Origin of the sequence: Nonomuraea sp. NPDC049486 (assembly GCF_040676925.1) — a bacterium.
In the GTDB taxonomy this organism is placed as follows: domain Bacteria; phylum Actinomycetota; class Actinomycetes; order Streptosporangiales; family Streptosporangiaceae; genus Nonomuraea; species Nonomuraea ferruginea.
Genome location: NZ_JBFAPV010000002.1, coordinates 741,054 through 764,999 on the forward strand (window position 1 = coordinate 741,054; position 23,946 = coordinate 764,999).

The window sequence follows — 23,946 nt, forward strand, 5'->3', positions numbered from 1 at the left end:
ACCGCGGACCGAGCAGCCCGGCGTGTTCGGCCAGGTTCCAGCAGTTCTCGCGGTCGGTGTCGGCCGGCAGCCCGCGCACGTACGCATGCGCGGCGCGACGTGGTTCGATGCGGCCGAACCGACCGGCGGTCCGCGGCCACTGCACGATCTTCGGTTGTCTTCACCGACTCCGGACGATCTCGCGGTGGCCGTCGCCAGGTGACCCCTACGCCTCAGTACTAAGGCCCGTTCATACCCGACACGTGACGGTGACGGTCTCCTGGTCGGCGCAGGGGCATGCGGAGGGCATGGACGCGGAGACGGCGCGGCGGAACGGACCAGTGATCTGCGGCGCCCGCGCGACATCGGCGACAACCCCGGAGGTCGCGCTGCCGGCCGGCCGTTACGAGGACGACTGGACCCGGCTGTGGTGGGTGCGGGCTGACGGGAGTGCGGTGGTGGCGGTGGACGGCCGGGACCGGGCCGCCGTGCTGGACGCGCTCGTGCGTGAGTACGAGCAGTACCGCGAGCGCCGCCCCGCCGGGCCGGTGATCATCGTCCGGGTCACCCGCTGGTCGGGGTGGCGGTACCGGGACGAGCCTGAGCAGCCCGTGACGCCGGCTCGCCGCAGGCCGTCGCCCGACGGTGACCGTGCGAGGTGACCCGGGTGTCGTACGGCGCGCTCAGGAGACCTTGGCGGCGACGGCGCGGAAGGCGGCGAGCACCTCCTCCTGGTCGTGCGCGCCGGTCGACGTGGTGGACTTGACGATCACCACGTCGTGCTCCGGCGAGACGTAGATGTACTGTCCGCCGAACCCCGCCGCCATGAAGTCCCGCTCGCCGCCCAGCCACCAGTGCAGCCCGTACTTCGGGTTGACCTCGGACGGGCTGGTGGACGACTTCACCCACGATGCCGGGACCACCTGCTTGCCGTGGGCCTTGCCCTGGCGCAGGTAGAGCAGGCCGAAGCGGGCGTAGTCGCGGTCGGTGGCCTGGAAGCAGCAGTAGCCGAGGCTCTCGCCCTTGCCGTCACTGGAGATCTGGGCCGCGCCCGCCATGCCCGCGGGCTGCCAGATCTTCTTCTCGACGTAGCGGTGGTAGGGGGTGCCGGTCGCCTCGGTGATCACGCGGGCCAGGACGTACGAGTTCATGCTGTTGTACTCGAACTGGCTTCCGGGGGTCCAGTCGGGCTGCTGGCGGGCGGCCATCCGGGTGAGCGACTGGCCCTGGTTCGCGGCGATCTGCATCCGGGGGACGTCCTCGCGCTCGTCCCAGTCGGTGCCGGACGACATCCACAGCAGGTGCCGGATGGACACGTTGTTGTAGCCGGACTTGCGCAGTTCGGGCAGGTACTTGGTGACGGGCTCGTCGAGCGACCGGATGTGCCCCTCCCGCAGCGCGATGCCGAGCGCCGCCGAGGTGAAGGACTTGGCCATCGACCACGACTGGAAGCGGGTGTTCCGGTTCGCGTCGGTGTACCGCTCGTGGACGATCTTCTGACCACGCAGGACGAGGAATCCGTTGGTCTTCGTACGGGTGAGAAAGTCGTCGAGGGTGCGCCGCTCGCCCTGGTAGGTGTACGTGGCCGAGAGCGGCCGGTTGGCGTCGACCAGCTTGACCGGGTCGGCCGACGGCCGGATGACGTCGGCGGACGGGGCCGCGGGAGCGGCCAGGGTGAGCGCGATGAGGATGCTGCGCACGTCGCCTCCTGGAGTGGGTGATGGGACAGGGGCGATGATGGCGGGCGTCCTTGGCAAATCTCTGGCAGTCACTCCAGCCACGAGCGGGCGCGGCCGGTCCCGCCGGCCGTGGGCAGCCGGATCTCGAAGCGGGAGCCGGTCACGGTGGCGGCGCCGCCGTGCAGCTCGGCCTGCTGACGGACGAGCGTCAGGCCGAGGCCGGAGCCGGGACTGCCCGGACGGCGGCGGAACCGGGCGAACACGGCTTCACGCTCCCCGGCGGGGACGCCGGGGCCGCCGTCGGCGACGGTGAGGACGGCGGTCGCCCCGTCGAGGGCGAGTTCCACGGTGATCGGGGGCTCGCCGTGCCTGGCGGCGTTGTCGAGCAGGTTGCCGGCGATCAGCCGGAGCCCCTCGGCCCAGCCGCGCACGGTCACGCCGTCCGCCACGGACTCGATGATCGTCGTGCCGGGGTGGCGGCGGCGGGCCGAGGCCGCGGCTTCGCGCACGATGCCGCTCAGGTCGGCGGGGGCGGAGGTCGCGGGGTCGAGCAGCTCTCCGGCGGCGAGCTGGCGGAGCACGGTGATGAGCCGCTGGACGCGGGCGTGCTCGGCGGTCAGGTCGGCGACGAGTTCGTCGCGGTCGGCGGGGGTGAGGCCGGGGTGGTCGAGCTGGGCGAGGTTGGCGCCCATGCTGGTGAGCGGGGTGCGCAGCTCGTGCGCGGCGGTGGCGGCGAAGGCGCGGGCGGTGTCGAGCGCCTCGGCGGTGCGGGTCACCGCCGCGTCGCGCCGGTCCAGCAGGTCGTTGAGGACCCCGGCCAGGTGGTCGATCTCACCGACGCGGGACCCGGTGTCCAGCCGGATCCCCGTGCGGGCGGACGGCTCCGGCGGGGTGTCGAGGGCCGCGGCCTGCCGGCCGAGCCGGACGAGCGGTCGTACCGCGTACCGCCCGAGCGCCAGCCCGGCCGCCGCGCCCGCCGCGGCGCCGGCCAGCGTGACCGTCCACACCCGCCGGCGCAGCAGCGCGAGCTGGGCGTCGAGCCGTTCCCGCGGCTCGAACAGCCATAACCGGCTGCCCCGCCGCCCCAGGTCGGTGGCCACGTACCGCCACTCGCCCGCCCCTTCGGCGTGGTCGGCGGGGCCGTCGCCGGCGGGCGGGCGCGCGGGCACGTCGCCGATCGTCAGCGGTTCCGCGCCGTGGACGTGCACGTACGCGCCCGTACCGACCGCGGCGGCCAGCCGCCGCTCCATGAAGTCCGGCGGCACGGCGGGCGCGACGCGGGCCCGCCAGGCGTACGAGGTGGCCATCGGCCGGAGCGCGTTCAGCCGCGCCAGCAGCCGTTCGTCGCGCTCGGCACGCAGATCGGCGGAGACCAGGGCCAGCACCAGCAGCCCGGCCAGCGACACCATGAGCGGGACGAGCACGGCCAGGCAGAGCGCGAAGCGGGTGGACAGCTTCACGCCGCCGGCGCCCGCAGGACGAAGCCGACACCGCGGACGGTGTGCACCATGCGGGGCTCACCCAGCTTGCGCCGGAGGTAGCCGACGAAGGTGTCGACGGCGTTCTCGGTGACGTCGAAGTCGTAGCCCCAGACCCGCTCCAGCAGCACCTCGCGGGACAGCACCAGGCCGGCGTTGAGCGCCAGCACCTCCAGCAGGTCGAACTCGCGACGGGTCACCTCGACCTCGCGCCCGTGCATCGTCACCCTGCGCGCGGCCGGCTCGACGACCAGCGGCCCGACCCGTACCGCGGCGCCGGGGACGCGGCCGGCCCGGCGCAGCAGCGCGCGCAGCCGCAGCACCAGCTCGCCGAGGTCGAACGGCTTGACCACGTAGTCGTCGGCGCCCGCGGCGAGCCCGGCGACCCGGTCGGCCACGTCGTCCATGGCGGACAGCATGAGCACCGGCACGTCGGCCCCGCCGGACCGCAGGCGGGCGCACACTTCGATGCCGGACAGGCCGGGCATGGACACGTCGAGCACGACCGCGTCCGGCCTGCGGACGGCGACGAGCTCCAGCGCCCGCTGCCCGGAGCCGGCGGTGTCGACGCCGAACCCTTCCAGCCGCAGCCCGCGCCGCAGCGCCCGCAGGATCGCCGGGTCGTCATCGACCGCGAGGATCTGGTGACCGGCCAACGACACCTCCAGGGGGAACAGCCGAGGGGCCCAGATCCTACTTCGTCAGGTCTGGAGCACGAACAGGATGTTGGCCGCCGGGCCGGCGCCGCAACTCAGGTCGCCTGCGTGCACGACGCCCCGATCGTCGCCGTCGAAGCGAGCGTCACCCCAGGCCGTCAGAGCCGGACGGCGACAACTCCTGCGGTCGGCCGGCGTCTCCGGCCTCGAACCGGCTGGGGTCGATCAGCGGCGGTGTCGTCCACGTGGACCACACCCTATGAGGCGGCTACACGGCCGCCTTCGCGGCTGTCGCGTCCGGTGCGGCGGCCAGGCGGTGTTTGCGTCTGGGCATGCCGAAGGTCGGGTGCGAGGTGGCCCACAGCGCCATCCTGAGAATGACCGACTTGATCTGTGCGGGCTTCCGGCCGCCCTGGTACTTCGCCCTCGCTCGCCCTTCGTCGTCGACCGCCTGCCGGATCCCGTCCCGTCGCCCGAGGCTGATCTGGTTGTACGTGTAGACCAGCTTGGTGTGTGGGATCTTGCGGCCGGTCAGGCGTCCCACGATCGCCTCGATGGCCTGCCGGCTGGTGTAGCCGGCCGAGGCGCAGGACATCGGCAGCGGCCGGCCGTTGTCGCCGACGGCGCAGGCGCTGTCGCCGATGGCGTAGACGTCGGGGTGCGAGACCGACCGCATGGTGCGGTCGACGACGATCTGACCGGTCCCGGTGACCTTCAGCCCGGCGGCGGCGGCGACGGGGCTGACCGCGAACCCGGCCGTCCACACGGTCGCGTCGGAGGCCAGGGTGGTGCCGTCCGTGCACAGCACCCGCTCCGCTTCGACGGCTTCGACGCTGGTGTGCTCCAGGACGGTGATGCCCAGCCGGTCGCAGGCCTGCCGCAGGTGGCCGCGGGCTCCGGCCGAAAGCCGGGCGCCCAGCTGTCCGCGGGCGATGAGCGTCACCGACAGGCCGGGCCGGGATTCGGCGAGCTCGGTGGCGGTCTCGATGCCGGTCAGCCCGTCGCCGACGACCAGCACGTTCCCGCCTCCGCCCCGCGTGACCAGGCTGTCCAGGCGTTCGCGCAGGCGCAGCGCCGAGGGCCGGGCGGCGACGTCGAAGGCGTGCTCGGCCACGCCCGGCGCGCCTTCGACGTCACCGTGGCTGCCGAGCGCGTAGACAAGCGTGTCGTAGCCGAGTTCGCCGCCGGCGTCGGCCAGGGCGACGACCCGGCGCTCGGGGTCGACGGCGGTGACACGGGCCAGGCGCAGCCGTATCCCCGTGCCCGCGAAGACGTCGGCGAGGTTCGGAGTGTCGATCTCCTGACCGGCCGCCAACTGGGGCAGCCGCATGCGCTGGACGAATTCCGGCTCGGCGTTGACCACGGTGATCTCGAAGTCCGCCGGGGACAACCGACGGGCCAGGATCCCGGCCCCGTAGGCCCCGGCGTAGCCGGCGCCGAGGACGACGATGCGGTGCTTCATGTGGTGCTCCTGTCGGTTCGCTTGCTTGCGATGGATTGACTCGGCCCGGGTCACCGATCTTCTTGATCGAGGTTGCCGTGAGCCTGCGCCGAAAGGTCCTGCCAGTCGGCCCAGGTCTTGAGCCGGTCGGCGTAGACCTGCTGGAGGATCGGGTAGAAGCCCTGGCCGAAGAGCACCCGCAGGGGCGGGTCGTCGGAGTCGACGATCTTGAGGAGGGCCTGGGCCGCGGCGGCCGGGTCGCCGGCGGGTTGCTTTCCCGCGAACGCGGCGATGCGCCGGCGAAGGCCGTCGTAGATCGGGTCGGGCTCGGCCAGGTGGCCGTTGTCGAGGGGATCGGGGTTCTTGCCGCCCCTGGTGGCGAAACCGCCGGGCTCGATGACGGTCACCTTGATACCGAAGTCGGCGACCTCCTGGGCGAGGGATTCGTTCACGGCTTCCAAGGCCCACTTGGAGGCGCTGTAGGCGGCGCTGAGCGGCATGGCCATGAGCCCGGCGGCCGAGGACAGCTGGATGATGTGTCCCGAGCCCTGCTCGCGCAGGTAGGGCAGTGCGGCCTGGATCACCCACACCGCGCCGAACAGGTTGGTCTCCATCTGGTCGCGCAACTGCTGTTCGGTGATCTCCTCGACCGCGCCGACCTGGGCGTACCCGGCGTTGTTGATGATGACGTCGAGACGGCCGAAGTGCTCGGCGGCCCGCTTCACACCGTCGAGGACGACGGCCTTGTCGGTCACGTCCAGCTCCAGTGGAAGCACCGCGTCGCCGTAGCCGGCGACCAGCTCGTCAAGGCTTGCGGCGGTACGGGCGGTCGCGGCCACTTTGTCGCCGCGCGACAGGGCGGCCTCGACGAAGTGGCGGCCCAGGCCGCGAGACGAACCGGTGACGAACCAGACCTTGCTCATGATGTCTTTCCGTTCCTTGTGAGATGGCGGTTGCGCGGTCACCCCGCAGCGGGGCCAAGGTGATCGCTCAGGGAGTCGGCGCCCTGACGACCATGCGGCGTTCGCGCCCCGGATTTTGTGACAGTGCGGTGACGTGAGGTGTGTCACCCATCACGGGTGTCACACATCGGCGGGCGCCGGCGCCTTATGCATGGAGCAGCAGTCGCGAATGAGCGGGCAGGAGCCAGGTATGCGGGAGCGCGGGGACGCGACGACGGGCGCAGCCGAGCCGATGGCCGGTGGCGGCCGGATGGGCCCGGCCACCGAGGTGTTCCTCGCCCATCGCAACCTGCTGTTCACCGTCGCCTACGAGATGCTCGGTTCGGCGGCCGACGCCGAAGACGCCCTGCAGGAGACCTGGCTTCGGTGGGTCAAGGTCGACCTGGGACAGGTGTCCGACCAGCGCGCCTACCTGATACGGATCGCCACCCGGCGCTCGCTGGATCGGCTGCGCACCATGAGGCGTCTCAAGGAGGACTACGTCGGCTCCTGGTTGCCCGAGCCGCTGCTCACCGCGCCGGACGTGGCCGAGGACGTCGAACTGGCCGAGAGCGTGTCGATGGCGCTGATGCTCGTCCTGGAGACGCTGTCGCCGACCGAGCGGGCCGTCTTCGTGCTGCGCGAGGTCTTCGCCATCGGCTACGAGGAGATCGCGGCCGCCGTCGGCAAGACGCCGGGGACCGTACGCCAGATCGCGCACCGGGCCCGCCGGCACGTCGACGCCCGGCGTCCTCGCGAGGTGGTCTCCCCGGGCCAGGCCCGGGCGGCTCTGGAGTCGTTCCGGCGCGCGTTGGAGACCAGGGACCTGCAGGGCCTGCTCGACGTGCTCGCCCCTGAGGTCGTTCTGGTGAGCGACGGCGGCGGCGTCAAGCAGGCCGCGCCGCAGCCGATCACCGGCGCGGGCAAGGTGGCCCGCATGATCGTCAGCGGCCTCGGCAAGGCCCAGGTCACGCTCACCAGCGAGCCCACCGTGGTCAACGGCAACCCGGCGCTCCTCCTGCGCGTGGACGGCGAGATCGACGGCGTCATAGCAGCCCGGGTCGAGGACGCCCGCATCACCGGCCTCTACTACGTCCGCAACCCCGACAAGCTGACCCGCATCGCATCCGAGACCCCACTCACCCTGCGATGAACATCGGCGGAACAGCCCACACCGCCTCCGGCTTCATCCCGGACTTTTTACCAGGAGGTTCTTCATGACGAACAGCGTCGCCGGCGAACGCGCCGACCTGGAAGTGCCTGTCGAGCGTGGCTGCCCCTTCGCCCCGCCCGCCGCCTACGAACGGCTGCGCGAGCGGGCACCGATCAGCAGGGTCCGCCTGACCAGCGGCGGCGAGGCGTGGTGGGTGTCCGGGCACGAGGAAGGCCGTGCCGTCCTCGCCGACCCCCGCTTCTCCTGCGACAAGCGCAAGGACGGCTTCCCGCTCTTCACCCTCGATGCGGCGACCTTGCGGCAGCTCCGCAGCCAGCCGCCGTTGATGCTCGGCATGGACGGCGCGGAACACGCCGCGGCCCGCCGCCCGGTGATCGGCGAATTCACCGTCAGGCGGCTGGCCATGCTGCGCCCACGGATCCAGGACATCGTCGACCGCTTCATCGACGACCTGCTCGCCGCCGACCAGCAGCCGGTCGACCTGGTCCAGGCGCTGTCCCTGCCGGTGCCCTCCCTGGTGATCTGCGAACTGCTCGGCGTCCCCTACAGCGACCACGACTTCTTCCAAAGCCGCACCACCATGATGGTGAGCCGGACCTCCCTGGAGGACCGGCAGCGAGCCTTCGCCGAACTGCGCGCCTACATCGACGACCTGGTCACCCGCAAGGAGTCCGAACCCGGCGACGACCTGTTCAGCCGGCAGATCGCCCGGCAACGCCGGCAAGGCGCCCTCGATCACGCGGGCCTGGTGAGCCTGGCCTTCCTGCTGCTGACCGCCGGACACGAGACCACAGCGAACATGATCTCGCTCGGCGTGGTCGCACTGCTCACCCACCCACAGCAACTCGCCCTGATCACCGCCAATCCGGACAAGACGCCCATGGCCGTGGAGGAACTGCTGCGCTACTTCACCATCGCCGACGGAGTCACCTCCCGGGTGGCCACCGAAGACGTGGAGATCGGCGGGGCGCGTATCAAGGCCGGCGAGGGCGTCATCGTCTCGGCCCTGTCGGCCAACTGGGACCCGGCGGCGTTCAAGGACCCGGCCGAACTGGACGTCGAACGCGGGGCCCGCCACCACCTCGCCTTCGGCTTCGGCCCGCACCAGTGCCTCGGCCAGAACCTGGCCCGGATGGAACTGCAGATCGTCTTCGACACGCTGTTCCGCCGCGTCCCCGCCCTGCGGCTCGCCACACCGGCCGAGCACCTGCCGTTCAAGAGCGACGCCGTCGTCTACGGCGTCCACGAACTCCCGGTCACCTGGTGAGCAGGACACGGTGCGGATCACAGCCGGCACCGGACTCCGCGTCGGCTCCGGCCCATGCGTCCTGACCCAGCCGGGGCACCGTCCGGAACGCAGCCTCCACTCGCCCGGACTTGCCGAACAGGAGCGGGACGAAGGTGTCCGCTCCTGGGCCACACCCAGGAGCCGACACGCTCCTGGGTGTGGCCCAGGCAGAGCTCTGCAGGACGTACCCGCTGGCGGAGATGTGGTGGGTGCGGGCGTCGATGATGCGGTCGGTGGAGGTGAGCGGGGGGCGGTGACTCGCCCCGGCGATGGCGCCTTCGCGGACCGTCAGGCGCGGGTCCACTTCTGGTTGGCGCCGCCGTGGCAGGTCCAGATCTGCGTCCTGGTGCCGTTGGCGGTGCCGGCGCCGCTGACGTCCAGGCACTTGTTCGCGCCGACCGCGGTGATGCTGCCGTCGGCGTTGAGGCGCCACTTCTGGTTGTTCTGGCCGTTGCAGTCCCAGATGATCACCGCGCTGCCGTCGGCCGTCGCGGCCCCGTTCACGTCCAGGCACTTGCCGCCGTAGACCCGCAGCTCACCGGCGCTGGTCACGGTCCACTGCTGATTGGGCTGGCCGTTGCAGTCCCAGATCAGCGCCTGCGCGCCGTTCGCCTGGGAAGCGCCGTTGACGTCCAGGCACCGGTTCGACCCCACACCCCGCAGCGCGCCCGTGTCGGGCGGATTCGGGTCGCCGCCTCCCAGTTGCGTGAAGAAGTTCCAGACCACGGGCCTGGTCCAGGAGTTCTCGCCGGGTTCGAAGTCGCCAGGCCTCCCGTCCACGGGACCGGGGGTGTGGCCCGCGTCGAACGCCGCCCACGCCACCGGATACCCGGTCCGGCACCCCGAGTAGTAGGTGACGATGTGCGTCAGGCTGCCCTGCGCGGGCTCCTGCGGGTTCTGGGGTGTGCAGCCGTTGTTCCCGACGAACCTGTCACGTAGCGACCGGCCCGCGGAGATGTTGAGCACCGAATCCCTGAGGCCGTGCAGTCCGATGTACGCGACGGGCTCCGTGCCTCCGCTGCACCCGCTGAGCTGCGCGCCGGCGTAGACCGCCACCGCGCGGAAGACCGTCGCCCGGGCGCACGCGAGCGCGTAGCTCATGCCGCCGCCGTAGCTGAAGCCCAGGGCGAAGCGCTGTGCGGTGTCCACGCAGAGGTCCGCCTCGATCCTCCGGATCATGTCGTCGACGAAGGTGACGTCCTCACCGCCCGAGTTGGCCCAGCCGTTGTTGAGTCCCTGAGGCGCGACGAAGATCGCGGTGCCGTTCGACAGCGCCCTGAGCCCGTAATAGGACCACGGATAACCACTGGTTCCGCCCGAGTCGACGTCGTTGGCGGTGCCGCCGTTCCAGTGGAATCCGAAAATCAACCGGTAGGGGGTGGTGTTGTTGTAGCCGTCTGGAATTCTCAGGACGAAGCTTCGATTTCTGCCGTTCGTGGTAATCGATTGGGCGCCGCTTCTGAGCGTCGGGGTCTTGCCGCATCCCGCGGTGGGCGCGAGGGCGCTCTGTTGCGCGCGCGACGGGGTCGCGCTGTCGCCCAGCGCCGTCTGCCCCGTGGTCGGAACGACGAGCAGTGCCGCCGACGCGATGGCGGTGAGGAGGAGCCTGAACCTCGACATCACGCGATTTCCTTTGCCGTTGTGGTGGTGCCACACGTGAATGGGAAGTATGTGCCTCGCCTTGCGGGCGCCGGTGATATCAGGGTCGACGCCGCCACGTTCCGCCGATCGAAACCCGCCGACCGGCGCGCATCGGTCAGCTGGTCGGTAATTTCAGGTGTTAGCGCTAACGCAATAGCGCCGTAATCGGTCCCCCTTTCTTTCGGGCGGCTGATGGCGATGGTGCAGCGGAGCAAATATGACCGTGACAAGACCTGTCAAGGCCCGGCCCGCCCGACGTCGCGGGCCCTCGCCCGGGGAGATCCCGCCGCTCCTCCGCCTGACCAGGACAAGCCGCCGCGGCCACCCCTGATCTGCCGAGATGAAACTTTCAGATCGTCCGGATGCCCGAGCGGGGTGCCCGTGCTAGCGCTGCAGCCGTACGGGATCGGCCGTCCCGCTGCGGCGGACGATCCAGGCGTCGGTGATGTGGCGGAACATCGCCTCGGCGGCGCCGTCGGGATCGTGCGCGGCGATGCGTTCGTAGATGCGGCGGTGGCCGAGGTTCGACGCCACGCACAGGGCCCGCTCGGTCCTGCCCAGGTAGCGGGCGGTGTTGACGACCTGGCCTTCGAGTGACCGTACGACGCCACGAGCGATGCGGTTGCCCGAGGCCCGCATGATGGTGTCGTGGAAGGCGCGGTCGCTCTCGGCGTACGTGACCGGGTCGTCCACGAGCTCGTCCATGTGATCCACCAGTGCTCGTAGCTGATCTACGGTGTCCGGCCCGGCCAGGCGGGCGGCGACGTTGGCCATGTCGGACTCCAGCACGCGCCGGGTGACGACGAGGTCGTCGAGGATCGCCAGGCTCTCGTCCTCGGCGATGGTCGCGGTGAGGACGAGCTCGTCGAGCATGTCCCAGGTCGCCGGGGGAGTGACCATGGTGCCGGAGCCCTGGCGGACCTGCACCAGCCCTTTCTCCTGCAGGATCTTCACCGCCTCCCGCACGACGGTGCGGCTCACGGAGAAGGTCTCGCACAGCGCGGGCTCGGGGGGCAACGGTGTCCCCGGCGGGTGCACACCGCGCACGATGCGCTCCACCAGCTCGGCGGTAACCGCTCTGGCGAGACTCGCCGGGCGGCGTACCCAGGCCGGTGGCGCCGGGTCACTGCCGGCCGTTTCCCGCGATGCCGTCATGTCGCCTCCGGTGGCCTGGCAGGTGACAGCGTCACCGCGGTCAGTATACGCACGATCCCTTGCCGTGAGACGTCATACGAATTACGTTTGACCGCAGACGGCCTGATCCGGCGGCCGCTCCCGGAAAGCGGGCAGCGATGAAGCACCGAGCGTTATGGTCGGCCCTGATGGTCGCGGCACTGGCCGTGGCCGGCTGTGGAAGCGCGACCCGGACGGGCACCCCGTCCGGGGACTCGCAGCGGAAGCTCGTGGTCTGGGACTGGAAGTCCGGTGAACCGGCCGCCGCGGCCTACGTCGAGAAGGCGAAGGCGGACTTCGCCCAGCGGCATCCGGGGGTCACCGTCGAGTTCGTCGCCCAGCCGTACGACCAGTACTACACCCTGCTCGGCACGGCGAGCCAGTCGAACAAGGCGCCCGACGTCATGCTCTTCAACGGGGGTGGGCAGATCCGGGACCGGGCCGGCACGCTCCTTCCGCTGGACCGGTACGTGGCCGAGGACAGGAGCCGGCTGGCGGGCTGGGAAGCGTTCAGCGAGGACGGCAAGGTCTACGCCGCACCGGTGACCCTGCAGGGGCACCCGATCTACTACAACAAGACGCTCTACGAAGCGGCCGGCCTCGACCCGTCTGACCCGCCCAAGACCTGGAACGAGTTCGTCAGCGGCTGCGCCGCCATCAAGAAGGCGACCGGGGCCGCCTGCTTCGCGCTCGGGAACAAGGAAGGCTTCGGCATCCAGTTCTTCCTGTCGGGCCTCGGATCCGGGATCCTCACGCCCCGGGAGTACGACGACTGGATCGCCGGAAAGCGCGACTGGACCTCTCCCCACGTACGGCGGATCTTCGAGCTGTGGAAGGACGCCGGCGACAAGGGGCTGAACAACCGCGGCGCCAACTCCACCGCGATGTTCACCGACATCTTCACAGTCTTCGAGACCGGAAAGGCCGCTCACATCATCGGGCTGATGTCGGATATCGGGCACTGGAAGGACTTCGGAGAGTTCCTGCCGCCCGAGAAGATCGGCGTCATGCGGACCCCGGTCGTCACCGACGGAGCCACCCCGAGCCTTCCGTATGACGGCGGCATCGGCTACGCGGTCGCGAAGGGGACGAAAGATCCCGCACTGGCCGCCGATCTGGTGCGAGCCCTGACCTCGACCGACGCCTTGACGGCGTTCTACGCCGAGGCCGGCGCGATCACGTCCGACACCACGATCGACGTCTCGCGGGCCGGCCCGGCCGCCACCGCGATCGTCTCTGAGATCAGGACCGGCAGGCCCGCCCTGCACGTGGCGCTGTCGTCCAAGACCCTGGACCTGATGGGAAGGCTGTCCCAGCAGCTCCTGAGCGGGTCGGCCACCGTGGACGAGGCGGTGGAGCAGCTGGCCGCCTCCGACCGGACGGGCTGACCGCGTGCCGATCGGAGGCCCGTCGCCGCCGGCCCGGCCGGCCGGCGGAGCGGCCGTGAAGCGACGAGCCCGTACGGCAGCCGGCACGGTGCGCGCCGAGCGCCTCGCGCCCTACGTCCTGGTGGCCCCGGCCGTACTGATCATCGTGGCGCTGCGGCTGTGGCCGCTGGCCCTGGGGGTCAACTTCTCCTTCACGGGCGATGGCGAGTACAACGGAAGCTTCGTCGGGCCGGGCAACTACTTGGAGCTGGCCGGCGACCCGCTGTTCCACCTCTCGCTGCGCAACGTCGGGCTGCTGGTGCTGCTGCTTCCCCTGGCGGTGGCGATTCCGGGGCTGCTCGCGACCTTCATCTATCTGCGGGTGCCGGGCCACCGGGTCTACCGCAGCGTCTACTTCTTCCCGGCCGTGCTCTCACCGGTGATCGTCGGCGCGATCTTCAACCTGATGCTCGGGTACGAGGGCCCGTTGAACTCCGCCCTCGCGGCGATCGGCGCCGGCCCCGTCGACTGGCTGGGCGATCCGGGCATCGCCATGTTCACGGTGGTCGGCGTGCACATCTGGGCGACGTTCGGGATGGCCCTGGTGGTGTTCCTCGCGGGATTCAGCACCCTGGACGCCTCGCTGCTGGACGCCGCCCGCGTGGACGGCGCGTCACTCCGCCGGACCATCTGGCACGTGATCATCCCGAGCCTGACCCGCACCATTCAGTTCGTCTTCGTGACGACGATGATCGGAATGCTGACGTCCATGTTCGGCCTGCTCTTCGTCATGACCAGCGGGGGCCCGGAGGGGTCCACCTACCTGCCGGAGTATTACATCTGGCACCAGCAGGGACAGATGAACCGGCCGGCGCTCGCCTCGGCCGCCTCGACGGTTCTCTTCGTCGTCATGCTCGTGGTGGGGCTCCTGCAGATCACCCTGCTCCGTCGCGCCGGGAGGCAGGACTGATGCCCAGGACGCGTCCGGCCAGGTGGGTGGCCGCCGTTCCGATGGCCGCTCTCGCGCTGGCGACGATCTATCCTCTCGTGTTCACCGCCAACGTCGCGATGAAGACCCGCCGGGAGTACGTCCTCGACCGGTTCTCCCCGGCGGGCTCCCCGCGGTGGGACAACCTCGCCGAGGCGTGGGCCGGCGCCGGAATGGCGGGGTACTTCGTCAACTCGTTCATCGTCGTGGCGTGCGCCGTGGCCCTGCTGCTGCTGTTGGGGTCGATGGCGGGCTTCGCGCTGGCTCGGCTCCGGTTCCGCGGTTCCTCGATGATCTTCCTGGGTTGTCTCGCGGGACTGTTCGTCCCGTTCCAGGTGATCATGGTCCCGCTCACCAGGGTCATGGCCGACAGCGGGCTCATCGACACCTATCCGGGGCTGATCCTGGCCTACGTCGCCCAGTTCCTCCCGTTCACCGTCTTCCTGATGACGAGTCACTACAGGACCATTCCGGCGGAGATCGTCGACGCGGCCAGGATCGACGGCAACACGGTGTACGGCGTGTACCTTCGGATCATGCTCCCGCTGGGCGCCCCCGCGCTGCTGTCGGTCGGCATTCTCGACGCCCTGTTCTGCTGGAACGACGTGCTCATCGCCCTGCTCATGATGCCGTCGCCGGAGAACCGCACCCTCATGATCGGGGTCAATGCCCTGCGCGGGCAGTATTCCGGCGACATCCCCGTCTTCGCCTCGGGTGTCCTGATCGCCGCGGTGCCCGTGCTGATGATCTACCTATTCCTCCAGCGCCAGATCACCGACGGGATCACCGCCGGCTCCACGAAAGGCTGACATGCGGATCACTGGCTATCGCACCATGACGACGGTCCAGGAATGGGGTCGTCCCGTCGGTGACGTCAACGGTGTCTTCGCCGACGGAGTCGTCCCGGTGCCGCTCGTCATGGTGGACACCGACGAGGGGATCACCGGCGTCGGCCTCGGGCCGCACGTGGAGATCGAGACGGTCTTCGCCGCGATCGAGGGAGAGGATCCGCGCGGCGTGACGGCGCTCTACGACCGCATGCTGCGGCGGACCTTCAAGGCGGGCCACGCCGGGGCCGTGTTCGGCACGATCGGCGCGCTCGACACCGCCCTGTGGGACATCAAGGCGCGGGCGGCCGGTGAGCCGCTCTGGCGCCTGCTCGGCGGGCGCGACCGGGGGGTGCCCGCCTACGCCTCCGGCCTCGACATCGGCCTGTCCGACGACGAACTCGTCTCCGTCTACCAGGTCTACGCCGGGCACGGTCTGCGCGCGGCCAAGATCAAGGGCGGCCTCGACATCGAACGCGACCGGCACCGCCTCACGCTCGTACGGGAGGTCCTGACCGAGGCGGGGCGCGGAGCGCGGCCGGGCCTGATGCTCGACGTGAACGAGGCCTGGAACCGCAAGCAGGCGGTCCGGCACGTCTGCGAGCTCGAACGCACGCTGGATCTCACGTGGATCGAGGAGCCGGTGCGGCGGTGGGACGCCGACGGCCTGGCCGCGGTCGGCCGCGGGATCCGCGCCTCCGTCGCCACGGGGGAGAACCTCACCGGCCTTGAGCAGTTCCGCCCGCTGCTGGCCGCGGGCGCCGTGGACATCGTCCAGACGGCCGTCGTCTGGGGGGTGTCCCACTTTCTCCGGGTGTCCGCGCTCGCGCACGCCCACGACCTGCCGGTCAGCCCGATCGGCGCCACGCCCGTCGCGCTGCTGCACGCCGCGACGTCGGTGCCGAACCACCTGGCCAGCGAGCTGCAGGATCTGCACCCGCCGCTCGGGCTGTCGCTCGACCTGTACGTCGAGGACGGCGCGTTCGTCCTCGGCGACTCGCCGGGTCTGGGCATCACGGTCGATGAGCAGGCGATCAACGCGTTCGCCCGCAGTCCGGACACCAGGGCGGCCGAGGGCCCCCACATCCGGCCGGAGCACGCCGGGCGGCGGCTGCTGGCGGTCGACGACCGCTCACCCGCGACGCGGTCTCCGGGATGAGCCGGAGCCGGGCGCCCGCCCGGATCAGGGGGACGAGAAGAGACGCTGCTGGATCTCCTTGCGGTAGTCGTCGAGCGTGTTGTCGATGTGCAGGGCCGCGGACTGGGCGGCCGCTTCGGGGTCGCCGGCGCGGATGGCCTGGTAGATGGCGTCGTGCTCCTCCACGGCCTTGGCGGCGTGCCCGCCCACCGAGCCGCGCAGGCCGATGAGGCTCGACTGCGCCTGCAGCCTGCGGGCCTCCCGCACGCCGACCTGGAGGAACATGTTGTGCGAGGCGGCGGCGACAGCGGTGTGGAAGGCGTCGTCGCCCTCGTTGAACAGCTCCTCGCGTCCGGTCTCGTAGCCGCGGCGGCACAGGCCGGCCGCTTCTTCGATGGCCCTCAGCTCGGCGGGCGTGGCGCGCCGGGCGGCCAGCCGGCTGGTCTCCATCTCCTGCGTCCGGCGGAACTCGAACAGCATGTAGACGTGGTCGAGATCGGTCGGGAGGAAGAAGGCCCCCCAGCGCCCGGTGCCGAACATCCCCTCGTCGTCGGCCACGTACAGGCCGCGGCCCTTCTGGGCGCGTACGCGGCCGAGCGCGGAGAGGATCTTCACCGCCTCGCGCACCACGGTGCGGCTGGTGCCCAGTTGCCGGGCCAGCTCGTTCTCGGTCGGCATGCGGTCACCCGGACGCAGGCCGAGCCTGACGATCAGTTCCAGCACCTGCTCGGCGGCTACCTCGTAGCCCGGCCGGTATCCGCTCTCGCGCGGGGCCTCAGTCACCGTGCTTCCTCCTCGGCGTTCCCTGAAGAGTATGACGGAAGAGCCGACCCTCCACGCCTCCGGCGTCGCCCAATAAGTACGACACATATGAACGGTTCATCCGAGAGTCACGGGCGCAGACAAGCGTGGTCACCGGTGTTACCACTGGTGAAAGCGTAAAGCGGCGCCCCATGGTCGCACTCTCAGTGCGCGCATCGGGAAATAAGAAGGCTTAAGGGGTTGACGGGTATCCCTACTCCAAAGGTAATTAGGAGCGAGACCGGCGGTCCACGCCCGCTCGGCCCCGCAACGGCGTCACCTGCCTGACGAACAGGGCGTGACCTGGCCAAACGCCTACCCCCCGAAGGAACGACTGTGCACTTACCGCCACCCGTCACGATGCTCAGACCGGTCCTGATCGGCGTCGTCACCGCCGTGCTGGCCGCGGCGTTCGCCCTCGTCGCCCCCGCCACCCCGGCCCGCGCGGCCACCACGACCCTGTACGCGTCACCCGCCGGCACCGGCACCGGCTGCACCTCCAGCCAGCCGTGCTCGCTGGCCGCGGCGCAGACGGCGGTCCGTTCGCTGAACGCCGGGATGTCCGGTGACATCGTCGTGGAGCTGGCCGGCGGGGTGTATCGGCTGTCCTCGCCGCTCCGGCTGACCGCCGCCGACTCCGGCAACAACGGCTACGTCGTCAGATGGCAGGCCGCGGCGGGGGCCGTCCCGGTCATCAGCGGAGCCAGGGCGGTCACCGGATGGACCCTGGCCGACTCGGCGAGGAACATCTGGCGCGCCAACGTCGGGGCCGGGATCGACACCCGGCAGTTGTACGTCGACGGCGCGCTCGCCACCCGGGCGCGCACCGCCGTCAACCGGTCCGACTTCACCGCGAGCAGCACCGGGATGAGGTTCACCAGCAGCGCGCTGAGCTACCTGAACAACCTCGCCGACCAGGGCCGGGTGGAGATGGAGAGCGTCGGCTCCTTCACCGACCGGTACGCGCCGGTGCAGAGCATCAGCGGAAACCTCATCACGATGCGGCAGCCCGCCTGGAACAACAACAACTTCGGGTACGACACCTTCACCAGTCCGCACCGGGCGGGGCCGCTCCACCTGACCAACGCCTACGAGTTCCTCGACTCGCCGGGGGAGTGGTACCTCGCCCCCGCGACCGGCGCCCTGTCCTACATCCCGCTCCCCGGGCAGAACATGAGCCAGGTCAGCGTGGAGCTGCCGGTGCTCCAGTCGCTGGTGCACGTGGGGGGAACCTACGACGCGCCGGCGCACCACATCACCTTCAGCGGGATCACCTTCACCGGCACGAGCTGGCTCGGCCCCGGCGTCAACCAGGGCTACGCGGACCAGCAGACCGGCGCCTACATAGCGGGCAACTGGAGCTGGCCCGCCTTCACCTCCTGTCACCAGGGCTGCCGGCAGTTCGAGGCGACCCGGCCGAACTGGTACCAGATGCCGGCCGCCGTGCAGGTCTCCGCGGCGAACACCGTCACCTTCACCGACTCGCGCTTCGTCAACCTGGGACAGACGGCCATCGGCATCGGCAACGACGCCAACGCGCACGCCAGCGGTGTCGGCCTGGGCGCCGCCGGCATCACGGTCACCCGGTCGGAGATCGCCCGCAGCTCGGCCGGCGGCATCGTGGTCGGCGGCGTGCGCGCGGACGCCCACCACCCGAGTGACCAGCGGATGGTCAACCGGGACATCACCGTCAGCCACAACCGCATCCACGACCTCGGCCTGGACCACCGGGGCGTCGTCTCGGTCCTGTCCACCTACGTCACCGGCACCGACGTGTCCCACAACGAGGTCTACAACATGCCGTACACCGGCATGTCGATCGGGTACGGCTGGGGCGCCAACGAGCCGGGCGGCAGCACCCACTACGCCGACCGCGGCCTGTACGACTTCCAGCCGCGCTACACCACGCCCACCACCGCCTCCGGCAACCGGCTCGTCGGCAACTACGTGCACGACGTCATGCAGCAGATGACCGACGGCGGCTGTATCTACACGCTGTCGTGGAACCCGGGCGCGGTGATCAGCGACAACCACTGCCTGCGCACCAACGGCTGGTTCGGCATCTACTTCGACGAGGGTTCCCGGTACTACACCGTCAGGAACAACGTGCTGGCGAACACCGGCACCTGGGCCACCGCCAACTACTGGTACGGCGAGAACATGGGCGACTTCACCGTCACCGGCAACTGGTCGACCAACGGCAGCACCAACGTCACCAACGGCGACCGCGGCAACGTGGTGAACACCAACGTCACCGTCACCAACGGCGCCTGGCCGGCCGGCGCCCAGGCCGTGATCGCGTCCGCCGGGCCCGGGGGGCAGCCCTCGGGGGACACGGGCGCGTTCAGGGGAGTCGGGTCGAACCGGTGCCTGGACGTCAACGGCGCTTCCCAGGCGAACGGCGCGCAGGTGCTCATTTGGGACTGCAACGGCCAGCCCAACCAGCAGTGGACCGTGACCAGCGCGGGTGAGTTGCGGGTGTACGGCGGCAAGTGCCTGGACGTGAACGGGGCCGGGACGGCCGACGGCAGCGCGGTGATCATTTGGGACTGCAACGGCCAGAACAACCAGAAGTGGCGCCTCAACGCCGACGGCAGCATCACCGCGGTCGGCGCGAACAAGTGCCTGGACGTCAGCGGCGCCGGCACCGCCAACGGCACCAGGACGCAGATCTGGACCTGCCACGGCGGCGCCAACCAGAAGTGGACCCGCGCCTGACGGTCCCCGTCTCCACCGCGGCCCGAGGCGGAATCCCGGGCGCCTTGCCCTGACTGGTCTTCCTGTCGCAGGAGGGAACACCCATGTCCCGACGTCCGTGGCTCACCTTGCTGACCACGATGGCACTCGTCACTTCAGGAGCGCTCGCGCTCGACGCCTCCCCGGCGAACGCCCTCGACATCCCGCCGTCCGACTACCAGCAGGTGTCCCTCGCGTCAGGTGGCGCTGAGCTGGGTGAGGCGATGTCGCTGGCCGTGATGCCGAACCGGTCGGTGGTGCACACGGCGCGCGACGGCACGCTGCGTGTCACCGACGCCACCGGCGCCACGAAGGTGGCCGGCAGGCTCAACGTCTACACCCACGACGAGGAGGGCCTGCAGGGAGTGGCGGTCGACCCCGGCTTCGCGTCGAACCGGCACCTGTGGATCTACTACTCCCCGAGGCTGAGCACCCCGAACGGCGACGCGCCGAGCACCGGCACGCAGGCCCAGTTCGACCAGTGGAAGGGCGAGCTGTACCTGTCCCGGTTCACCCTCAAGGCGGACGACACTCTCGACATGGCCAGCGAGAAGGTGGTCCTCCGGGTCCAGAACGACCGCGGACAGTGCTGTCACGTGGGCGGGGACATCGACTTCGACGCCGCCGGCAACCTGTATCTGACCACCGGCGACGACACCAACCCGTTCGAGTCGAGCGGCTACTCCCCGCTGGACGAGCGGACCAACCGCAACCCGCAGTACGACGCCCAGCGCTCGTCCGCCAACACCAACGACCTGCGTGGCAAGCTCCTGCGCATCAAACCGCAGCCCGACGGCACCTACACGATCCCCGCCGGCAACCTGTTCCCGCCGGGCACGGCGAGGACCCGGCCGGAGATCTACGCGATGGGCTTCCGTAACCCGTTCCGGATGAGCGTGGACAAGGCGACCGGCATCGTCTACCTCGGCGACTACGGGCCGGACGCGGGCGTGACCTCCTCCAACCGCGGACCGAGCGGGCAGGTGGAGTTCGACCGCATCACCGGTCCGGGCAACTACGGCTGGCCGTACTGCACGGGCACGAACACCGCGAGCGAGACCTACAACGAATGGAACTTCGCCACCAACAGCACCGGTCCGAAGTACGACTGCGCGGGCGGCCCGGCCAACAACTCCTTCCGCAACACCGGCCTGGCCACGCTGCCTCCGGCCAAGCCGGCGTGGATCCGGTACGCGGGGGACGCCGGAAGCCCGCCGGAGTTCGGCTCCGGATCGGAGTCGCCGATGGGCGGCCCGGTCTACCGTTACGATCCCGGCCTGAACTCGGCCGTCAAGTTCCCCCAGTCGCTCGACGGACGGTACTTCGCCGGTGAATACGGCCGGCGCTGGATCAAGGCGATCGAGGTGAAGCAGGACGGCGCGTACGGCGAGATCTCGGCGTTCCCCTGGACAGGGACGCAGGTGATGGACATGGCCTTCGGTCCTGACGGAGCCCTCTACGTCCTCGACTACGGCACCGGGAACAACAACCAGGCGCTGTATCGCATCGAGTACATCGGCGGCGCCAACCGCAACCCGATCGCCAGGGCGTCCGCCGACAGGACGTCGGGACCGGCTCCGCTCGCGGTGAACTTCTCCTCGGCGGGCAGCTCGGATCCGGAGGGCGGCGCGCTGACCTACTCGTGGAACTTCGGCGACGGCACCACCTCCACGGCGGCGAACCCGGGCAAGACCTACACCACGAACGGCGCCTACACGGTGACGCTCACGGTCCGGGATCCGCAGGGTCTCACCGGCACGGCGAGCGTGATCGTGACCGTCGGCAACACCGCGCCGACGATCAGCCTCACCACCCCCGCCCACGGGCAGCCGTTCTCCTTCGGGGACACCGTGCCCTTCCAGGTCACCGTCAGCGACCCGGAGGACGGCACGATCGACTGCGGCGGCGTCACCGTCGCCTACTTCCTCGGTCATGACAGCCACCGCCACCAGATCACCTCCACGACCGGCTGCTCGGGCTCCATCGCGGTGCCGGTCGACGGCGAGCACGACGCCGCGGCCAACATCTACGGCGTCTTCGAGGCCTCCTACACCGACCGGGGCGGTCTGACCTCCACCAGCGCCCGTACGCTCCAGCCGCGGCACCGGCAGGCGGAGCACTTCGGCGCCCAGCAGGGCGTCCAGACGGCCGACCACGCCACCGCGGAAGGCGGCAAGACGGTCGGCTTCACCGACGACGGCGACTGGATCTCCTTCCAGCCGTACAGCCTGGGCGACGCGACCCGGATCACCGCCCGGGTGTCGTCGGCCGGCGCGGGCGGCAGGATCGAGGTGCGGGCGGGCTCGGCGACCGGCACGCTGCTGGGAACGGCGAACGTGGCGAGCACCGGCGGCTGGGACACCTTCACCGACGTCTCGGCGAACCTCAGCGGCGCGCCGGCCGGCACGACGACGTTGTACCTGGTCTTCCGCGGCCCGGCCGGACAGGGCTACCTGTTCGACGTGGACGCCTTCACCCTCGACACCGGCACCCCGCCCTCGGGGAGCACGAGCGCGTTCAAGGGCGTGGGGTCGAACCGGTGCCTGGACGTCAACGGCGCCTCCCAGGCGAACGGCGCCCTGGCGCAGCTCTGGGACTGCAACGGCCAGCCCAACCAGCAGTGGACCGCCACCAGCGCCGGTGAGCTGCGGGTCTACGGCGGCAAGTGCCTCGACGTGAACGGGGCCGGGACCGCGGACGGCACCGCGGTGATCATCTGGGACTGCAACGGCCAGAACAACCAGAAGTGGCGCCTCAACACCGACGGCAGCATCACCGCCGTCGGCGCGAACAAGTGCCTGGACGTCAACGGCACCGCCAACGGCACCAAGGCCCGCATCTGGACCTGCACCGGAGGAACCAACCAGCGCTGGACCCGCGTCTGAAAGGGACATCCCATGTTGCGACATCTGACCCCAGCCGCACCCGGGGGCGGCCGCAAGACCTCTGTACTGCGGCGCCTGTCAGTGGCGGTGGCCGCGATCACCGCCGCCGCGACGTTGATCCCCGCCATCCCCGCCCAGGCCGCCGCCTTCAAGGTGCTGGTGTTCTCCAAGACGGCCGGGTTCCGGCACGACTCGATCCCCGCCGGAATCCAGGCCATCCGCGAGCTGGGGGCGGCCAACGACTTCACCGTCGACGCCACCGAGGACTCGACCGCCTTCAACGCGGCCAACCTGGCCCAGTACCAGGCGGTGGTGTTCCTCAACACGACCGGTGACGTTCTCAACGACAACCAGCAGGCCGCCTTCCAGACGTACGTGGACGGCGGGGGCGGTTCCGTGGGCGTGCATTCGGCCGCGGACACCGAGTACAACTGGCCGTACTACGGGCAGCTCATGGGCGCCTGGTTCGCCAGTCACCCGGCCATCCAGCAGGCCACCGTACGGAACGAGGACCGGGCGCACGCCGCGACCGCGCACCTCGGGGCGACCTGGTCACGCACCGACGAGTGGTACAACTACCGCGCCAACCCCCGCCCCAACGTCCGCGTGCTGCAGAGCCTGGACGAGGGCAGCTACAGCGGCGGCAGCATGGGCGACCACCCCATCACCTGGTGCCACCCGCAGTCCGCCGGCCGCGCGTTCTACACCGGCCTGGGACACACCCAGGAGTCGTACGCCGATCCGGCCTTCCGCACGCTGCTGCTCGGCGGGATCCGGTACGCGGCCAGGGCCGCCAACGCCGACTGCCGCCCGGAGACCGGGTACACGACGTTGTACAACGGCTCGACCACGGGCTGGTCGCAGGCGGGGCCCGGGTCGTTCACCGGCAACGACGCCACGCTGACCTCCCAGGGCGGCATGGGGATGCTGTGGTACAACGCCAAGGAGTTCCGCTCCTACTCACTCAAGCTCGACTGGAAGCTGACCGGCGACTCCAACTCCGGCGTGATCGTCGGCTTCCCGGCCACCAGTGACCCCGGCGCGGCGCTCGACACCGGATACGAGGTGCAGATCGACGCGACCGACACCCCGGACAGGACCACCGGGGCGATCTACGGGTTCAAGGCCGCCGACCTCGCCGCCCGCGACGCGGCGCTGAACCCGCCGGGGCAGTGGAACACCTACGAGCTGCTGGTGGAGGGCGAGCGGCTGCAGGTCTTCCTGAACGGCAGCAAGATCAACGATTTCACCAACGCGGATCCGGCCCGCTCGCTCCAGCAGGGCCACATCGGCATCCAGAACCATGGGCCCGGCGACGTGGTGTCCTTCCGCAACATCCGCGTCAAGGAACTGACCAGCACACCGGGCGGTACGAGCGCGCTGCGGGGCGTGGCGTCGAACCGGTGCCTGGACGTCAGCGGCGCCTCGCAGGCCAACGGGGCGCAGGCGCAGCTCTGGGACTGTCACGGGCAGGCCAACCAGCAGTGGACCGCCACGAGCGCCGGTGAGCTGCGGGTCTACGGCGGCAAGTGCCTGGACGTGAACGGGGCCGGGAGCGCGGACGGCACCGCCGTGATCATCTGGAACTGCAACGGCCAGAACAACCAGAAGTGGCGCCTCAACGCCGACGGCACCATCACCGCCGTGGGCGCGAACAAGTGCCTGGACGTCAACGGCACCGCCAACGGCACCAGGGCGCGCATCTGGACCTGCACCGGAGGAACCAACCAGCGCTGGACCCGCGTCTGATCGGT

Annotated in this window: 18 protein-coding genes and 1 pseudogene; 10 read left to right on the forward strand and 9 right to left on the reverse strand. The window is 70.4% G+C overall.

What is annotated here, in order from left to right; all coding sequences use genetic code 11:
* Positions 1-16: 16 nt before the first annotated feature.
* Positions 17-133 (reverse strand): annotated as a pseudogene (locus AB0K05_RS08365) (IS701 family transposase); the annotation flags it as partial.
* A 109-nt stretch (positions 134-242) separates the two neighbouring features.
* Between AB0K05_RS08365 and AB0K05_RS08370 the strand changes: the two are divergent.
* Positions 243-641 (forward strand): hypothetical protein, encoded by a 399-nt coding sequence (locus tag AB0K05_RS08370; protein WP_271277144.1) that lies wholly within the window; start codon positions 243-245, stop codon positions 639-641.
* A 21-nt stretch (positions 642-662) separates the two neighbouring features.
* On the opposite strand, the gene AB0K05_RS08375 is transcribed toward AB0K05_RS08370, so the two are convergent.
* The 5 genes from AB0K05_RS08375 to AB0K05_RS08395 all read right to left on the reverse strand — a co-directional run bounded on the left by AB0K05_RS08375 (position 663) and on the right by AB0K05_RS08395 (position 6,156).
* On the reverse strand, positions 663-1,679 hold the full coding sequence (locus tag AB0K05_RS08375) for a serine hydrolase domain-containing protein (RefSeq protein ID WP_271277145.1): 1,017 nt from the start codon (positions 1,677-1,679) through the stop codon (positions 663-665).
* Between the two features lie 68 nt (positions 1,680-1,747).
* Positions 1,748-3,118 (reverse strand): HAMP domain-containing sensor histidine kinase, encoded by a 1,371-nt coding sequence (locus AB0K05_RS08380; RefSeq protein WP_364227809.1) that lies wholly within the window; start codon positions 3,116-3,118, stop codon positions 1,748-1,750.
* Positions 3,115-3,792 (reverse strand): response regulator transcription factor, encoded by a 678-nt coding sequence (locus AB0K05_RS08385; RefSeq protein WP_364227812.1) that lies wholly within the window; start codon positions 3,790-3,792, stop codon positions 3,115-3,117. The genes AB0K05_RS08380 and AB0K05_RS08385 overlap by 4 nt, the downstream gene beginning before the upstream one ends.
* A gap of 268 nt (positions 3,793-4,060) precedes the next feature.
* Complete coding sequence (locus tag AB0K05_RS08390; protein WP_364227815.1) at positions 4,061-5,254, reverse strand: FAD-dependent oxidoreductase; 1,194 nt, start codon at positions 5,252-5,254, stop codon at positions 4,061-4,063.
* Positions 5,255-5,304: 50 nt separating this feature from the next.
* The gene (locus AB0K05_RS08395; RefSeq protein ID WP_364227818.1) at positions 5,305-6,156 is read right to left on the reverse strand and encodes an SDR family NAD(P)-dependent oxidoreductase; all 852 of its coding nucleotides are present in this window, start codon (positions 6,154-6,156) and stop codon (positions 5,305-5,307) included.
* Between the two features lie 229 nt (positions 6,157-6,385).
* On the opposite strand from AB0K05_RS08395, the gene AB0K05_RS08400 reads away from it, so the two are divergent.
* Positions 6,386-7,327, forward strand: a complete 942-nt coding sequence (locus tag AB0K05_RS08400) for an RNA polymerase sigma-70 factor (protein ID WP_364227821.1) — start codon at positions 6,386-6,388, stop codon at positions 7,325-7,327.
* Positions 7,328-7,391: 64 nt separating this feature from the next.
* Positions 7,392-8,615 carry a cytochrome P450 gene (locus tag AB0K05_RS08405; RefSeq protein WP_364227823.1) on the forward strand — a complete coding sequence of 408 codons (1,224 nt, stop codon included), beginning with the start codon at positions 7,392-7,394 and terminating at the stop codon, positions 8,613-8,615.
* Positions 8,616-8,924: 309 nt separating this feature from the next.
* On the opposite strand, the gene AB0K05_RS08410 is transcribed toward AB0K05_RS08405, so the two are convergent.
* Both AB0K05_RS08410 and AB0K05_RS08415 read right to left on the reverse strand, forming a co-directional pair.
* A complete protein-coding gene (locus AB0K05_RS08410) occupies positions 8,925-10,256 on the reverse strand; it encodes a ricin-type beta-trefoil lectin domain protein (protein WP_364227826.1) in 1,332 nt (443 codons plus the stop codon).
* A 405-nt stretch (positions 10,257-10,661) separates the two neighbouring features.
* The gene (locus AB0K05_RS08415) at positions 10,662-11,432 is read right to left on the reverse strand and encodes an FCD domain-containing protein (protein WP_148032243.1); all 771 of its coding nucleotides are present in this window, start codon (positions 11,430-11,432) and stop codon (positions 10,662-10,664) included.
* A 167-nt stretch (positions 11,433-11,599) separates the two neighbouring features.
* Here AB0K05_RS08415 and AB0K05_RS08420 point away from each other — a divergent pair, with 167 nt between their 5' ends.
* Genes AB0K05_RS08420 through AB0K05_RS08435 form a run of 4 tightly spaced genes read left to right on the forward strand, consistent with a single transcriptional unit; the run spans position 11,600 to position 15,791 of the window.
* Entirely contained in the window at positions 11,600-12,838 is a 1,239-nt protein-coding gene (locus AB0K05_RS08420) for an extracellular solute-binding protein (protein WP_364227831.1), read from the forward strand.
* A gap of 55 nt (positions 12,839-12,893) precedes the next feature.
* A complete protein-coding gene (locus AB0K05_RS08425; protein ID WP_364227834.1) occupies positions 12,894-13,787 on the forward strand; it encodes a sugar ABC transporter permease in 894 nt (297 codons plus the stop codon).
* Positions 13,787-14,614 (forward strand): carbohydrate ABC transporter permease, encoded by an 828-nt coding sequence (locus tag AB0K05_RS08430; protein WP_148032241.1) that lies wholly within the window; start codon positions 13,787-13,789, stop codon positions 14,612-14,614. Before AB0K05_RS08425 ends, AB0K05_RS08430 begins: the two co-directional genes overlap by 1 nt.
* Positions 14,615-14,639: 25 nt before the next feature.
* On the forward strand, positions 14,640-15,791 hold the full coding sequence (locus AB0K05_RS08435) for a mandelate racemase/muconate lactonizing enzyme family protein (protein ID WP_364227838.1): 1,152 nt from the start codon (positions 14,640-14,642) through the stop codon (positions 15,789-15,791).
* A 24-nt stretch (positions 15,792-15,815) separates the two neighbouring features.
* Here AB0K05_RS08435 and AB0K05_RS08440 read toward each other — a convergent pair whose 3' ends face one another.
* Positions 15,816-16,553, reverse strand: a complete 738-nt coding sequence (locus AB0K05_RS08440) for a FadR/GntR family transcriptional regulator (protein ID WP_219552531.1) — start codon at positions 16,551-16,553, stop codon at positions 15,816-15,818.
* Positions 16,554-16,907: 354 nt separating this feature from the next.
* Here AB0K05_RS08440 and AB0K05_RS08445 point away from each other — a divergent pair, with 354 nt between their 5' ends.
* From AB0K05_RS08445 to AB0K05_RS08455, 3 genes are all read left to right on the forward strand, one after another.
* Positions 16,908-19,289 (forward strand): RICIN domain-containing protein, encoded by a 2,382-nt coding sequence (locus tag AB0K05_RS08445; protein WP_364227842.1) that lies wholly within the window; start codon positions 16,908-16,910, stop codon positions 19,287-19,289.
* An 83-nt stretch (positions 19,290-19,372) separates the two neighbouring features.
* On the forward strand, positions 19,373-22,192 hold the full coding sequence (locus AB0K05_RS08450) for a carbohydrate-binding protein (protein ID WP_364227844.1): 2,820 nt from the start codon (positions 19,373-19,375) through the stop codon (positions 22,190-22,192).
* Positions 22,193-22,204: 12 nt separating this feature from the next.
* Entirely contained in the window at positions 22,205-23,941 is a 1,737-nt protein-coding gene (locus tag AB0K05_RS08455) for a ThuA domain-containing protein (protein ID WP_219548845.1), read from the forward strand.
* Positions 23,942-23,946: the final 5 nt, after the last annotated feature.

Excerpts from the sequence above, each read along its gene's own strand:
- AB0K05_RS08420 (WP_364227831.1), top strand. The coding sequence starts at position 11,600 with ATGGTCGCGGCACTGGCCGTGGCCGGCTGTGGAAGCGCGACCCGGACG.
- AB0K05_RS08410 (WP_364227826.1), bottom strand. The coding sequence starts at position 10,256 with ATGTCGAGGTTCAGGCTCCTCCTCACCGCCATCGCGTCGGCGGCACTG.
- AB0K05_RS08395 (WP_364227818.1), bottom strand. The coding sequence starts at position 6,156 with ATGAGCAAGGTCTGGTTCGTCACCGGTTCGTCTCGCGGCCTGGGCCGC.
- AB0K05_RS08405 (WP_364227823.1), top strand. The coding sequence starts at position 7,392 with ATGACGAACAGCGTCGCCGGCGAACGCGCCGACCTGGAAGTGCCTGTC.
- AB0K05_RS08450 (WP_364227844.1), top strand. The coding sequence starts at position 19,373 with ATGTCCCGACGTCCGTGGCTCACCTTGCTGACCACGATGGCACTCGTC.
- AB0K05_RS08390 (WP_364227815.1), bottom strand. The coding sequence starts at position 5,254 with ATGAAGCACCGCATCGTCGTCCTCGGCGCCGGCTACGCCGGGGCCTAC.
- AB0K05_RS08415 (WP_148032243.1), bottom strand. The coding sequence starts at position 11,432 with ATGACGGCATCGCGGGAAACGGCCGGCAGTGACCCGGCGCCACCGGCC.
- AB0K05_RS08430 (WP_148032241.1), top strand. The coding sequence starts at position 13,787 with ATGCCCAGGACGCGTCCGGCCAGGTGGGTGGCCGCCGTTCCGATGGCC.
- AB0K05_RS08435 (WP_364227838.1), top strand. The coding sequence starts at position 14,640 with ATGACGACGGTCCAGGAATGGGGTCGTCCCGTCGGTGACGTCAACGGT.
- AB0K05_RS08455 (WP_219548845.1), top strand. The coding sequence starts at position 22,205 with ATGTTGCGACATCTGACCCCAGCCGCACCCGGGGGCGGCCGCAAGACC.
- AB0K05_RS08400 (WP_364227821.1), top strand. The coding sequence starts at position 6,386 with ATGCGGGAGCGCGGGGACGCGACGACGGGCGCAGCCGAGCCGATGGCC.